This window comes from Inquilinus limosus MP06 (assembly GCF_000767795.1).
Lineage (GTDB): Bacteria > Pseudomonadota > Alphaproteobacteria > DSM-16000 > Inquilinaceae > Inquilinus > Inquilinus limosus_E.
Genome location: NZ_JANX01000124.1, coordinates 1 through 13,356, shown reverse-complemented (window position 1 = coordinate 13,356; position 13,356 = coordinate 1). Strand labels below are relative to the sequence as shown.

At 66.3% G+C, this 13,356-nt stretch carries 11 protein-coding genes; 6 read left to right on the top strand and 5 right to left on the bottom strand.

Going from position 1 to position 13,356, the window contains the following annotated elements:
* Positions 1-365, bottom strand: a 365-nt coding sequence (locus P409_RS12405) for a flavodoxin family protein (RefSeq protein WP_034836453.1), incomplete at its 3' end; no start/stop codon positions are given.
* Between the two features lie 90 nt (positions 366-455).
* Between P409_RS12405 and P409_RS12400 the strand changes: the two genes are divergently transcribed.
* Complete coding sequence (locus P409_RS12400; RefSeq protein WP_034836450.1) at positions 456-851, top strand: winged helix-turn-helix transcriptional regulator; 396 nt, start codon at positions 456-458, stop codon at positions 849-851.
* 230 nt (positions 852-1,081) lie between these two features.
* Here the strand turns inward: P409_RS12400 and P409_RS12395 are convergent, their stop codons facing one another.
* A complete protein-coding gene (locus P409_RS12395; RefSeq protein ID WP_034836446.1) occupies positions 1,082-2,077 on the bottom strand; it encodes an aldo/keto reductase in 996 nt (331 codons plus the stop codon).
* A 150-nt stretch (positions 2,078-2,227) separates the two neighbouring features.
* On the opposite strand from P409_RS12395, the gene P409_RS37930 reads away from it, so the two are divergent.
* Positions 2,228-3,742, top strand: a complete 1,515-nt coding sequence (locus P409_RS37930) for a hypothetical protein (protein ID WP_152613353.1) — start codon at positions 2,228-2,230, stop codon at positions 3,740-3,742.
* A 182-nt stretch (positions 3,743-3,924) separates the two neighbouring features.
* Here the strand turns inward: P409_RS37930 and P409_RS12390 are convergent, their stop codons facing one another.
* Complete coding sequence (locus P409_RS12390) at positions 3,925-4,911, bottom strand: D-2-hydroxyacid dehydrogenase (protein ID WP_034836442.1); 987 nt, start codon at positions 4,909-4,911, stop codon at positions 3,925-3,927.
* A 220-nt stretch (positions 4,912-5,131) separates the two neighbouring features.
* Between P409_RS12390 and P409_RS12385 the strand changes: the two genes are divergently transcribed.
* The gene (locus P409_RS12385; protein WP_034836439.1) at positions 5,132-7,642 is read left to right on the top strand and encodes a GcvT family protein; all 2,511 of its coding nucleotides are present in this window, start codon (positions 5,132-5,134) and stop codon (positions 7,640-7,642) included.
* Between the two features lie 335 nt (positions 7,643-7,977).
* Here P409_RS12385 and P409_RS12380 read toward each other — a convergent pair whose 3' ends face one another.
* Positions 7,978-8,748: a class II glutamine amidotransferase gene (locus P409_RS12380; RefSeq protein WP_034836436.1), complete on the bottom strand. Its 771-nt coding sequence runs from the start codon at positions 8,746-8,748 to the stop codon at positions 7,978-7,980.
* Between the two features lie 216 nt (positions 8,749-8,964).
* Between P409_RS12380 and P409_RS12375 the strand changes: the two genes are divergently transcribed.
* The gene (locus P409_RS12375; protein ID WP_034836433.1) at positions 8,965-9,558 is read left to right on the top strand and encodes a PAS domain-containing protein; all 594 of its coding nucleotides are present in this window, start codon (positions 8,965-8,967) and stop codon (positions 9,556-9,558) included.
* A 38-nt stretch (positions 9,559-9,596) separates the two neighbouring features.
* Here P409_RS12375 and P409_RS12370 read toward each other — a convergent pair whose 3' ends face one another.
* A complete protein-coding gene (locus tag P409_RS12370) occupies positions 9,597-9,788 on the bottom strand; it encodes a hypothetical protein (RefSeq protein ID WP_034836429.1) in 192 nt (63 codons plus the stop codon).
* Between the two features lie 360 nt (positions 9,789-10,148).
* Between P409_RS12370 and P409_RS12365 the strand changes: the two genes are divergently transcribed.
* Together P409_RS12365 and P409_RS12360 are read left to right on the top strand one after the other, a co-directional pair.
* A complete protein-coding gene (locus tag P409_RS12365; RefSeq protein ID WP_152613352.1) occupies positions 10,149-11,726 on the top strand; it encodes a DegQ family serine endoprotease in 1,578 nt (525 codons plus the stop codon).
* A gap of 138 nt (positions 11,727-11,864) precedes the next feature.
* Positions 11,865-13,356: glycoside hydrolase family 3 N-terminal domain-containing protein (locus P409_RS12360; protein WP_034836423.1), on the top strand; the 1,492-nt coding region annotated here is incomplete at its 3' end.

The window sequence follows — 13,356 nt, the reverse complement described above, 5'->3', positions numbered from 1 at the left end:
CCGGTCATCCGCGCCTTCACCGTCTCGGACTCGGGGTAGGAGGCCGCGACATAGCAGAACATCCGGTCGAAGAAGGCCTTGAGCTGGGCCGACATGCCGTACCAGTAGATCGGCGTGGCCAGGACCAGCCCGTCGGCGGCCAGGAAGCGGTCGAGGAACAGGGAGCGGTAGCCGTCGTCGATGGCGCAGCTGCCGTCCGGCCGCCGGCATTGCCGGCAGTCGCGCAGCAGGCCGCCGATCGCGTCGGCCAGATGCACGGTCCCGGCAGCATGGCCGGCTTCCGCCAGGCCCGCCGCGACCGCGCCGGCGAGCACGGCCGAGTTGCCGTCGCGCCGGGGGCTGGAGCTGAGAATCAGGACCTCCATGGTGTCTCCTCACAGGCTTGCGATCCGCGATACGGTCCTATGTATCGGGAGTGGGTTCGCAGCCCGCAATTACGCACCTTGAGGTAACCGATGGCGCCGCCTGCCCAGCCCGAACCAGCCTCCCCGCCGGACGTGTTCGACGAGACCTGCTCGGCCCGCCATGCGCTGGAGTTGGTGGCGTCGAAATGGTCGGTGCTGATCCTCACCGCCCTGGCCGGCGGGCCTACCCGCAACGCCGAGCTGCTGTGCCGGATCGGCGGCATCTCGCAGAAGATGCTGACCCAGACCCTGCGCGAGCTGGAGCGCAACGGGCTGGTGCTGCGCCAGGACTTCCACACCGCCCGGCCCTGCGTCGAATACCGCCTCAGCCCGCTCGGCGAGTCCCTGAGCGAGACGCTGGCCGCGCTCGACCGCTGGGCCGAGCGCCACTTCCCGGCGCTGGACGCCGCCCGAGACCGCTACGACGCGCTGTTGAAAGAGCGGTAAGAGGCGAGCCGAGGCGGCTGCGGGCGGTGGTGGCCTACCGACGCCAGGCGCCGTGAAGTCGAGGGGATGCTTCATGTCGGCGAGCCCGTGAAAAGATCGTCATTGCGAGCGCAGCGAAGCAATCCAGGGCGGCTCGCTCCGGCCCCTGGATTGCTTCGTCGGCTTCGCCTCCTCGCAATGACGGTTCATTCGTAGGGAGAGGGAGGAGGTTGAGCGCGACCTCGCCAATATCAGATCTGCACCGACTTCATCCCGGCGGCGGCGTAGCGCGTGCCGGCGGCGGCGCCGACCGGAATGGCGGCGTCCAGCCGGGCCAGGTCGTCCGGCGTCAGCACCACCTGGAGCGCGCCGAGATTCTCCTCCAGCCGCGCGATCGACCGGGTGCCGGGGATCGCCACCACGTCGTCGCCCTGGGCCAGCACCCAGGCCAGCGCCAGCTGCGATGGGGTGCAGCCCTTCTCCGCCGCCAGCGCCTCGAACCGGTCGACCAGGGCACGGTTGTGGGCGAAGTTCTCCGCCTGGAAGCGCGGATGGGCGGCGCGGCGGCCGTCGATCTGGGAGATGTCCCGGATCGCGCCGGCCAGGAAGCCGCGGCCGAGCGGAGAATAGCCGACGAAGCCGATGCCGAGGTCCCGGGTCACCGCGCGCGTCGCCTCCGCCTCGGTCCGGTACATCAGCGAGTATTCGGTCTGCACCGCCGCGATCGGGTGCACGGCATGGGCGCGGCGGATGGTGTCCGCCCCGGCTTCGGACAGGCCGAGATGGCGGACCTTGCCCTGCGCGACCAGCCGGGCCATGGCGCCGACGGTGTCCTCGATCGGCACCGCCGGGTCGACCCGGTGCTGGTAGTACAGGTCGATGGTGTCGACGCCCAGGCGCCGCAGGCTGGCCTCACAGGCCTCCGCGACATATTCGGGCCGGCCGTCGACGCCGTTCGGCTGGCCGTCGCGCCGGATCTGGCCGAATTTGGTGACCAGGACGACATGGTCGCGCCGGCCCTTGATGGCGCGGCCCAGCAGCTCCTCATTGTGGCCCCAGCCATACATGTCGGCGCTGTCGAGATGGTCGACCCCGAGGTCGATGGCGCGGCGGATCAGGTCCTCCGACGCCGCGTCGTCGGCGGCGCCGTAGACGCCCGAGAGCGGCATCAGGCCGAGCCCGATGGCGGAGACCGGGAGGCCGCCGAGCCGGCGATGCGCGATGGGGGACTCCGGGGTCGTTGTCATGCGTCCGTCCTTCCGATCAGGCTGGCCTAATGGCGTGTGCTATGGCTATAGCTCAGAGATGTAGGCTCACTGGTTTTGCCTGCCATCGTTGGCGTTGCCGACGAAGCAGCTGAGTAGCATGCTGTGCGTTTATAAGACGAGGAGCATTCTATGAAGACAATTAAGCGGCCGCTATATGTTCGGCTCTCTCGAAATTCTGCCGATGTGCCCTTCCGCTCGATCGCCTATTCCTTTCATAAAGAGGCATTAGATACTAACCAAGAGCCGAACGAAGCGCAATCTGATGAGGATAAGATCAGCAAGGATGTTGCCAGTCATGGAAGTGGGGGTTCATTTTTATCTCGACAATTGAACAATGCATTCGAATATTTTCTTAGTTCGATGGAGTTTTATTATTCATCCGCATCGATGTTGTTTGGATTATACCCGATGATGATAGATATTACGATAAATAAGCATCTGCTATCAGATCTTCAAAAGAATGGCAATGAAGTTTCTAAAGATAATTCAAGCATAACATTTGAGGTTGAGTCCAATTTTATGACATCGCTTGATCAAACTATAGAAGAGCTTGAAAATTTAAAGGCATCTAGAAAAGTTGTTCCAAAACTACTTGTAATAAATCTTGTAACAACATTAGATATATTGATGTACAATCTTATCAAAGAGATACTTGCGATTAAATACGATTTCTTATTTAAAGATAATGCGTCCATATCCTATAAAGAACTTAAAGATCTTGGAAGTGTTGAGGCGGCTAAAGAATATCTAATAGATCGGGAAGTTGATGTAATCACAAGAAAAAACCATTACGATCAAATAAAATGGATAAAAGATAAATTGACGTTGGATTTTCCACTTTCAAATGACCTCATGAAGTCATTGATTGAGGTTTGTGAGAGGCGAAATCTACTCGTTCATACAGATGGCAGTGTCAATCATCAGTACATCAGAAATTGCTCTGAACACAATATTGATCTATCGAAAACAAAAAGAGGGGAGCGGATTGCGCTTAACCCTAAATATGTGAGGGATTCGGCGGATGTTATATTCGAATTCGGTTCACGAATCACGCAGGCTGTTTGGAGAAATTTGTATAAGAAGGAGATAGATGAGGCGGCTGGAGCGCTGAATGGGGCCGCATACTCGCTCATTGTTAAAGAGCGATTCGAATTGGCGCAGCGATTGCTGAACTTCGGATTGTCCGAATTCGAAAAGAAAGAGTCAGATCTGACGCGAAAAATGATGATCGTGAATCTCGCTAATGCAAAAAAACTGTCTGGTGACCAAAAATCAGCGATCGATATACTCGACGGGGAGGATTGGAGTGCCTCCAGTAATAAGTTTAAGATTTGTGTCGCCGCGGTTAGAGGTGATGATGCGGAGGCTATTAGATTAGTTCCTATCGTCGGGAAGGAGCTGCGCGTCGAGGATTACCAAAAATGGCCAGTCTTTCGGGAGCTCAGAAAGAACCGCGAGTTTGTCTCCTCTGTTGAGGGATTTTTCGGAATGCCGATGTTTGGCTCCGAGTCTGCCATAGCTCCAGAGGAGGCTGGTAAGCCCGACAAGCGACCGTCGGGAACTGCTGCAAAGCGAGTGTCGCGGCGTCCTGGAATGACAGCGTCACCCAGCCCGAGGCCCAGGAGGCGACCAACCCTTCAATGAGGGACGACGCAACTCACCTGGACAGGACTGATGTGTTCCAGAGGACGAGACACTTCGGTGATTCAGCCGCGTAGGTTGGGTTCGCGAGGCGAACCCAACATCCCGCCGCCGCACCCGTGTTGGGTTCGCGGGCCGCGAACCCAACCTACGAACGCATGCCGGCCTGCCCGACCGCAGTCTTCTCAGCCCTTCGCCGCGCCTGCCACCAGGTTGAACGGCCGACCCTGCGCGAACGCGTCGATCAGGTCGACCAGCTGGTCGGCCAACGCCTGCATGGCGCCGCGCGCGGCCCAGGCGACATGCGGGGTCAGGATGAAGTTCGGCAGATCCAGCAGCTTCATCAGCGGTGCGTCGGCCGGCGGCGGCTCCGGCATCGCCACGTCGAAGCCGGCGCCGCCGATGCGGCCCGTCCGCAGCGCCTCGGTCAGCGCGTCCTCGTCCACCAGCCCGCCTCGGGCGGTGTTGATCAGCAGGGCCTCCGGCTTCATCCGGGCGAACTCGGCGGCGCCGATCAGGCCTCGCGTCTCCGGCCGCAGCGGGCAGTGCAGCGAGATCACGTCGCTGGTCGCGATCACCTCGTCGAACGCCAGGCGGCCATCGGCCGGCGCCGCGTCGCCCTTGCGGCCGGCAAAGACGACGTCCATGCCGAAGGCCCGGCCGATCGTCGCCACCGCGCTGCCCAGCGACCCGCCGCCGATCAGCCCCAGCCGGGCGCCGTGCAGGTCCAGGATCGGGTGGTCGAAGAAGCAGAATTGCCTCGCCTCCTGCCAGCGCCCGGCTTCGACCGAGCGGCGATAGGGCAGCAGCGACCGGCGCAGCGCCAGGATCAGGGTGAAGACATGCTCCGGCACGGTGTGCACGGCATAGCCGCGGATGTTGCAGACGGCGACGCCGTGCCGGTCGCACCAGGCGGTGTCGACGCAGTCCGTGCCGGTGGCGGCGACCGCGATCAGGCGGAGGTCCGGCAGCCGCTCCAGCACCGGCTCGCGCAGCGGCACCTTGTTGATCACGGCGACGCTCGCACCGTCCAGCCGCTCCGGCACCTGGTCCGGCGCAGTGCGCTGGTGCTCCTCCCAGCGATGCGGGAAGGCGGGCGGGCGCAGGCGGATCGCCGGGGCCAGCGTCTCGCGGTCGAGGAAGACGATCTTCGGTGTGGGTGGCAGCGTCATGGTCGGCCTCGCGGGAATCTTGCAAGCCAGCATGCCGATCCCGGCGCGGCCGGCCAGTCCGATTGCGACATGGCCGATGGTCGGGAGGGCAGGGACTTGCCGGAAGGACCTTTGGCGGGCCTGCGACATCACAGGTCGCGGCTGGGTTAGCCCCGAACCGGCACGGCCCGGACACTCCCATCACGATGGCCGGAGTGGCCCGCAGGGAGCGGTTCGAGCGATGAAGTCAACAGCGCGCGTGGTGGTGATCGGCGGCGGCGTGGTGGGCGTGGGCACGCTCTATCACCTGGCGAAGAAGGGCTGGACGGATGTCGTCCTGATCGAGCGCAGGGAGCTGACCTCCGGCTCCACCTGGCACGCCGCCGGGCTGCTGCCGCTGTTCAACATGAGCTACTCGGTCGGGCAGATCCATAAGTACTCGGTCAAGCTCTACAACTCGCTCGAGGCCGAGACCGGCCAGCATGTCGGCTTCCGCCAGGTCTCCAACATCCGCCTCGCCCGGACGAAGGATCGCTGGGACGAGTTCATGTACTACAAGGGCGTGGCCGACACGATCGGCATCAAGGTCAACGTCCTGACCCCGGCCCAGGTCAAGGAGGTCTGGCCGCTGTGCGAGACCGACGGCATCATCGGCGCGATCCAGCACCCGGATGACGGCTACATCCAACCGGCCGACCTGACCCAGGCCTTCGCCAAGGGCGCCCGGGCGATGGGCGCCGAGATCCACCGCTTCACCACCGTCCTCGGCATCGAGCAGACGCCGTCCGGCGAATGGCTGGTGAAGACCGACAAGGGCGACATCACCTGCGAGCATGTGGTCTCGGCCTCCGGCAACTTCGCCCGCCGCACCGGCGCCATGGTCGGGCTCGACGTGCCGGTGATCCCGGTCGAGCACCAGTACATCGTCACCGAGCCGCACCCGGCGGTGCAGGAGCGGCACCGCCAGGGCCTGCCGGAGATGGGCGTGCTGCGCGAGGCCGACAGCTCCTGGTATCTGCGCGAGGAGGCCGGCGGCTTCATCCTCGGCCCCTATGAGCCGGGTGCGCCCTGCTGCTATGTCGACGGGCCGGACGAGCAGTCGGAATACGAGCTGTTCCAGGAGGATCTTGAGCGGCTGGCGCCGCATATCGAGACCGCGATCGCCCGCGTGCCGGCCTTCGGCGAGGTCGGGGTCAAGAAGGTCTATAACGGCGCCATCGCCTACACCCCGGACGGCAGCCCGATCATCGGGCCGGCCTGGGGGCTGAAGAACTTCTGGCTGAACGAGGGCCACAGCTTCGGAGTCACCGCCGCCGGCGGCGCCGGCTGGCAGCTGGCCGAATGGATCGTCGAGGGCGAGCCTTCGATCGACATGATGGGCGTCGACCCGCGCCGCTTCGGCCCCTACGCCTCGCGCGGCTACCTGCGCACCAAGAACGAGGAGGCCTACGCCAACGTCTTCACCGTCCACTATCCGGACGAAGAGCGGGTGGCGGCGCGGCCGCTGAAGCGCGCGCCCTGCTACGACCGGATGAAGGCGCTGGGCGCCGTGTTCGGCACCGTCTATGGCTGGGAGCGGCCGAACTGGTTCGCGCCCGAGGGTTATGAGCTGACCGAGGCGGATCTCAACAAGCCCGACACGCTGGTCAACGAGAACCATCCGCCGGCGGCGCCGGGCGAGAAGATCCGCGAGAAGTGGAGCTTCCGCCGCTCCAACTATTTCGAGTTCGTCGGCCGCGAGGCCCGGCACGTGCATGAGACCGTCGGCCTGCTCGACATGTCGGCCTTCGCCAAATACACGGTCAGCGGGCCGGGCGCGGCCTCTTGGCTGGACGGCATCGTCGCCAACCGCGTGCCGAAGAAGCCGGGCCGCATGACGCTCGCGCATCTCTTGTCGAAGAATGGCGGCGTGCGGTCGGAGTTCACGATCTACTGCGAATCCCCGAACCACTACTACCTGGTCGGCGCCGGCGCCTTCGAGCGGCACGACTGGGACACGCTGCAGAAGCTGCGGCCGCGCGACGGCTCGGTCGACCTGCAGAAGATCACCACCCAGACCGGCGTCTTCGTGCTGGCGGGCCCGAGCTCCCGCGCCCTGCTGCAGAAGCTGACCGACACCGACCTGTCCAACGCCGCCTTCCCGTGGCTGTCGGGCAAGCCGATCAATGTCGGCATCGCCCAGGCCCAGGCGCTGCGCGTGAACTTCGTCGGCGAGCTGGGGTGGGAGCTGCATCACCCGATCGAGATGCAGAACACCATCTTCGACCTGCTGATGGATGCGGGCCGCGAGTTCGACCTGAAGCCCTTCGGCATCCGGACGATGGACTCGCTGCGGCTGGAGAAGTCGTACCGCCTGATCCCGCGTGAGCTGTCGATCGAGTATTCGGCGCTGGAATCGGGACTCGACCGGTTCGTCCACCCGAACAAGGGCGACTTCATCGGCCGCGACGCGCTGGTGGCCTGGCGCGAGCGCGGCTTCAGGAACCGGTTCGTGACGCTGGAGGTGCTCGACGTCACCGATGCCGATGCCCGCGGCAACGAGCCGATCACCAGGGGCGGCGAGCTGGTTGGCCGCTGCACTTCGGGCGGCTATGGCTGGCGCCTCGGGAAGTCGCTGGCCCTGGCGATGGTCCGGCCGGATCTCGGCGAGATCGGCACCGAGCTGGACGTCACCATCCTCGGCAAGCCGCATCGCGCCGTGGTGATCGAGGAATCGCCCTTCGATCCGAACAACGAGCGTCTGAGAGCGTAGGCAGTTGTTGCCTCTCCCGCTTGCGAGACCTTTTCGGAATTCCTCTGGATTGTCCGGAACGCTCGCGGCGGAAGCAAAACGAGTCCCCCTCCCCCTGCGGGAGGGGGGTAGGGGGAGGGGGTTCTCTCGGCTCGACCCGGCCGAGACCCTTGGAAATCTGTCCATCCGTTAGATCAAGGCCTTGCCCATTCGCGCGCGGACGCGCGCAGACCCCTCCCCCTGCCCCCCTCCCGCAAGGGGAGGGGGGACTATAAAGGGATGGGCGTCGGCTATTTGAAAAGGACCCGCAAGCGGGAGAGGCAATTGGAGCGCCAGGGAAAGTCCGTACCGGCGCCTCACGGCCTGAACGGCTCCAGGTCCAGCCGGCCGGCGCAGTCGGTCACCAGCAGGTGGCCGGGCGGCACCTGGTGCCAGTGGTCGAAATCGCCGTCCAGCGGCTCCGACACGATCAGTCGCTGCTCCTCGATCGAGCAGTAGAACAGCGACGGCGGCGTCTCGTCGGTGGCGTAGCGCACGGCCCAGACGCTGCAGCCGTCGCTCAGCGCCGCGGTCATGCGCAAGGGCTCGCCGACCGCAGCGCCGGCCATGACGTCGCCGATCGCCGCGACGGTGCGCCGCAGTGCCCCCGCCGGGTCGGCCTCCAGCCCGAAGCCGAACAGCGCCAGGAAGATCAGCTCGCTGTCGGTGGTGCCGCCGCGATGCGGGTACAACTCGTCCGGGATCAACGCGTCGAGGCGCCGGCGGATCCGGTCATAGCCGCCGATCTGGCCGTTGTGCATGAACAGCCAGCGCCCCTGGCTGAAGGGGTGGCAGTTGGCCCGGCTGGTCGCGGTGCCGGTCGAGGCCCGGACATGGGCGAAGAACATCTTGGCCCGGATCTGGTGCGCCAGGCTCTTCAGGTTCGGGTCGGCCCAGGCGGGCAGGATGTCGCGGTACAGGCCGGGCACCGGCCGCTCGCCGTACCAGCCGACGCCGAAGCCGTCGCCATTGGTCGCCACCACCGCCTTGCGGGCATGCAGGCTCTGCTGGATCAGCGAGAATTCGGGTTCGAACAGCAGCTTCTCGAGGAAGATCGGGGCGCCCGAATAGCTCAGCCAGCGGCACATGATCGCATCGACTCGTCAAAGACCGGAACCGGCTTGTGGAATACGCCGTTGCGGGACCGGCGTCACCCCTGACATCCCGGCAACAGGTCTGGACGAATCGTCGTCGCCTGTCTGAAAACTTTCAATGTCATCCTCCAATTGGGGGATGCATAGTTTAGGATGTGAGAGCAGAGTTTTCTCGCGTGTGCGGCGAGCTTCCTGTGGGGGGATGGTTAGGTGGGGTTCGACGAGTCGATTGCGGACCGGCAGCTTCGGACGGTCTACCGGATATGGGGCCGGCTGGCGGCGAAGGGCCGGCTGCCCGCGTGCGACGACATGATCTTCGCCAGCCTCAGCCGGCTGCCGCCGCCGATCCTGCTATGGGCGTGGATGCCGTGCGAGGGAACGTTCCGCTTCGCGCTGGACGCCCAGGGCGCGGGGCTGCCCTCGGACCGGAACCTGCCCGGCCGGGCGCTGGAGGATCTCTGCGCCGGCGAGCGCCACGACGCGATGCGCCGGGCGCTGATGACGGTGCAGCTCTCCGAACGGCCGCTCTACGCCGAGTTCGCGCTGTCGGACGGCCTCGACAGCGTCCGCAAGCGCACCCTGCTGCTGCCGCTCTCGGACGCCACCGACGACCTGTCCTATGTGCTGATGCTGGTCGCCACGGTCTGGCCGGTCGACGCCGCCGTGCAGCAGCGTATCGACGGCTGCCATGACGTCCGCGTCCATGTGCTGAACCAGCTGTCGGACGAGGTCGATGCGCATTGGGGGGATCCGCAGCCGGAGATCGACCCGGCCGAGCTGCACGCGCTGCTGACCATCATCTGACGGCCCGCCATCCGGTTGGGCAGGCGGAATCTGCCCGGTCAGCGCCAGCCCAGCGAGCGCTCGGGGGACGGCAGGGCCTGGCGGGAGGTGACGCGAACGGGCTCGTCACGCTCGCGGCTGCACCACCACGCGCCGACGGCAAGTCCGATGGATGGGCCGATGATGGCCCAGACGACAAGAAGTGTTGTGACCATGTTGTCTCTCTCCCGCTCACCGGGATCGGTGAACATCGGGATCGGTTTTCGGCATATCGGCCGATACCCGAGATATGGGCAGGCCGATGCGAAGAACAACCTCTCGGTTTGGCGGCCGACCGCTGGCGGGATGCCGAGGCACGGTGCCGGCACCGGCCGAAGCCACGGTTTGGTTTTGCGCCGCGGGGGCGGGGGCGGCAACATACTTTTCGTTAAGCTCACAAGGAATTGTCCCAATTCCGAAACGGAATTGCTGTGCGCCGCGGGCGATTCAGCGGACCTTCATTAAATCGAATTAATCCCGTCGAAACAGGCATTTAAAGGCCGAGATCCCATCTTCATCACCACACGCCGACCGATTGCGACGGCGCTTGGACAGTGGTGGAGATGACGCAGATGAAGACCCCCTTCGGTTCCGACGATCGCGGCCCGCGGACCGGCCTCCGCCGGATGACGGCAGCGCTGCTGCTCGGCACGGCCCTGATCGGCGTGCCGGTCGGGGCTGTCCTGACCTTCGACCGTCCGGCCGTGGCCCAGAGCCAGGCCGAGGCGCCGACCTCGATCGTCCCGGCCGCCCCCGGTTCCTTCGCCGGCCTGGTGCGCCAGGTCACCCCGGCCGTGGTCAATGTCTCGACCACCGAGCACCCGTCGGCCTCGCAGATGGCCGATGAGGACGAGGGCGGCAATGGCCCGCGGATGCGCCAGTTCCCGCCCGGCTCACCCTTCGACGAGTTCTTCAAGCGCTTCTTCGACGAGCAGCAGCCCGGCCGGCGCGGGCCCCGTGGCGGCGGTGGCGACAGCGACCAGGTGATCCATGGCGCCGGCTCCGGCTTCATCATCGACCCGGCCGGCTATATCGTCACCAACAACCATGTGGTGAAGGACGCCGACAACATCACGGTCACCCTCAATGACGGCACCGTGATCCCGGCCAAGGTCGTCGGCACCGACGAGAAGACCGACCTCGCCCTGCTGAAGATCGAGACCGACAAGAAGCTGACCGCGGTCGAGTGGGGCGACAGCGACGCCGCCCAGGTCGGCGACTGGGTCGTGGCCGTCGGCAATCCGTTCGGCCTCGGCGGCAGCGTCACGGCCGGCATTGTCTCGGCCCGCGGCCGCGACCTGCATTCCGGCCCGTTCGACGACTTCCTGCAGATCGACGCGCCGATCAACCGCGGCAATTCGGGCGGCCCCAGCTTCGACACCAGCGGCAAGGTGATCGGCATCAACAGCGCGATCTACTCGCCCTCGGGCGGCTCGGTCGGCATCGGCTTCGCCATCCCGTCGAACCTGGCCAAGACCGTGATCGCGCAGATCCGCGAGCATGGCAGCGTCCAGCGCGGCTGGCTCGGCGTTCAGATCCAGCAGGTGACACCGGAGATGGCCGAGGCACTTGGTCTCGAGAAGGCCAAAGGCGCGCTCGTCGCCGACGTCCAGGACGACAGCCCGGCGCTGAAGGCCGGTCTGCACCAGGGCGACGTGATCACCGGCTATGACGGCAAGCCGGTGAACCAGCTCTCCGACCTGCCGCGCCTGGTCGCCGACACCGCCGCCGGCAAGACCGTGCCGGTCGAGGTGCTGCGCAACGGCAAGACCGAGACCATCTCGGTCGAGATCGCCAAGCTGCCGGGCTCGAAGGAGGTCGCCAGCGCCGAGGAGAACGGCCCGGCGGTCGACGACCAGCTCGGCCTGTCGCTCTCGGCCCTGACCCCGAAGGTGCGCCGCGAGTTCAGCGTGCCGGACGAGGTCGAGGGTGTGCTCGTCACCGGCATCCGCGAGGACGGCCCGGCGCGCGAGACCGGGGTCGGCCCCGGCGACGTCATCGTCCGGGTCGGCAGCGAGGCGGTGAAGACCCCGTCCGAGGTCGCCAAGCAGGTCAAGGCGGCCAAGGAGGCCGACCGCAACGCCGTGATGCTCCTGATCAACCGCCAGGGCGACCAGCGCTTCGTCGCCCTGAAGCTGCCGAAGGCCTGATCGCCTAGAGCCTTCTGTCTCCTTCCCCTCAACTCGGGCGCCGGTTTCCCCCTTTCCGGCGCCCGTTTTTTTTGCCTTGATCCCGGGCGGACCTCCCGGCATCGGGCCGGTTGGGACAGGCAACGGCGGAGTAGGCCCTTGGACCGGATCGAGACCCTGCTCGCGGCGATGACGCTCGACGAGAAGATCGGCCAGCTCACCATGATGTCCTCGAACCTGGCGGTGACCGGGCCGGTGCTGCCGGGCGACGTCACCGAGGGCATCCGCGCCGGCCGCATCGGCAGCCTGTTCAACCATTGGGGGCCGGAGCGGGTGCGCGAGACCCAGCGCATGGCGGTGGAGGAGACGCGGCTGAAGATCCCGCTGCTCTTCGCCTTCGACGTCATCCACGGCCACCGCACCATCTTCCCGATCCCGCTGGCCGAGGCGGCGCTGTTCTCGCCCGAGCTGTGGGAGCACACGGCGCGCGAGGCGGCGATGGAGGCGGCGGAGGACGGGCTGGACCTGGTGTTCTCGCCGATGCTCGACATCGCCCGCGACCCGCGCTGGGGCCGCATCTCCGAAGGGCCGGGGGAGGACCCCTGGCTCGGTTCCCGCATCGCCGAGGCAAAGGTCCGCGGCTACCAGACCGCCGACCTGGCGGCGCCCGACGCGGTGGCCGCCTGCGCCAAGCACTATCTGGCCTATGGCGCCGCGCTGGCGGGCCGCGACTACAACTCGGCCGACGTCTCCGACCGCGCGATCCGCGAGGTCTACCTGCCGCCCTTCGCCGCCGCCCTTGCCGCGGGAGCGGCCACGGTGATGCCGGCCTTCAACGACGTCGCCGGCGTGCCGATGACCGCCAATGCCCGGCTGCTGCGCGGCACGCTGCTCGGCGAGCTCGGCTTCGACGGCGCGGTGATCAGCGACTACAACGCGATCATGGAGCTGCTGCCCCATGGCGTCGCCGGCGACGCCGTGGAGGCCGCAGTGCTGGCGCTGAAGGCCGGCGTCGACATGGACATGATGAGCGGCGCCTATGCCGCCGGCCTGCCCAAGGCGCTGCAGCGCGGTCTGGTCACCCAGGACGAGATCGACGATGCGGTCCGCCGGGTGCTGCGGCTGAAGCAGCGGCTGGGCCTGTTCGACGACCCGTATCGCCGCGTCGCCGCCGTGCCCGACGGCTTCCACGCGGCGGAGCGGCGGCGGCTGGCGCGCGAGGCGGGGGCGAAGTCGATCGTGCTGCTGACCAACAAGGGCGTGCTGCCGCTGGCGCCGTCCGCCAGGCGCATCGCCGTGATCGGCCCGCTGGCCGATGCGCGGTCGGAGATGCTCGGCTCCTGGGCCGGCGCCGGGCGGTGGGAGGAGGCGGTGACCATCCTCGAAGGCATCAAGGCCGCGCTGCCGGAGGCCGAGATCGCCTATGTCCCCGGCACCGAGATCGAGACCGGCGGCGACGCCGGCATCGCCGCCGCCGTCCAGACCGCGCGCGGCGCCGATGTGGTGCTGCTGTGCGTGGGCGAGGCCGCGATCATGAGCGGCGAGGCCGCCAGCCGGGCCCGGCCCGAGCTGCCGGGCCGCCAGCGCAACCTGGCCGAGGCGGTGCTGGACCTCGGCGTGCCGGTGGTGGCGCTGCTGACCTCCGGCCGGC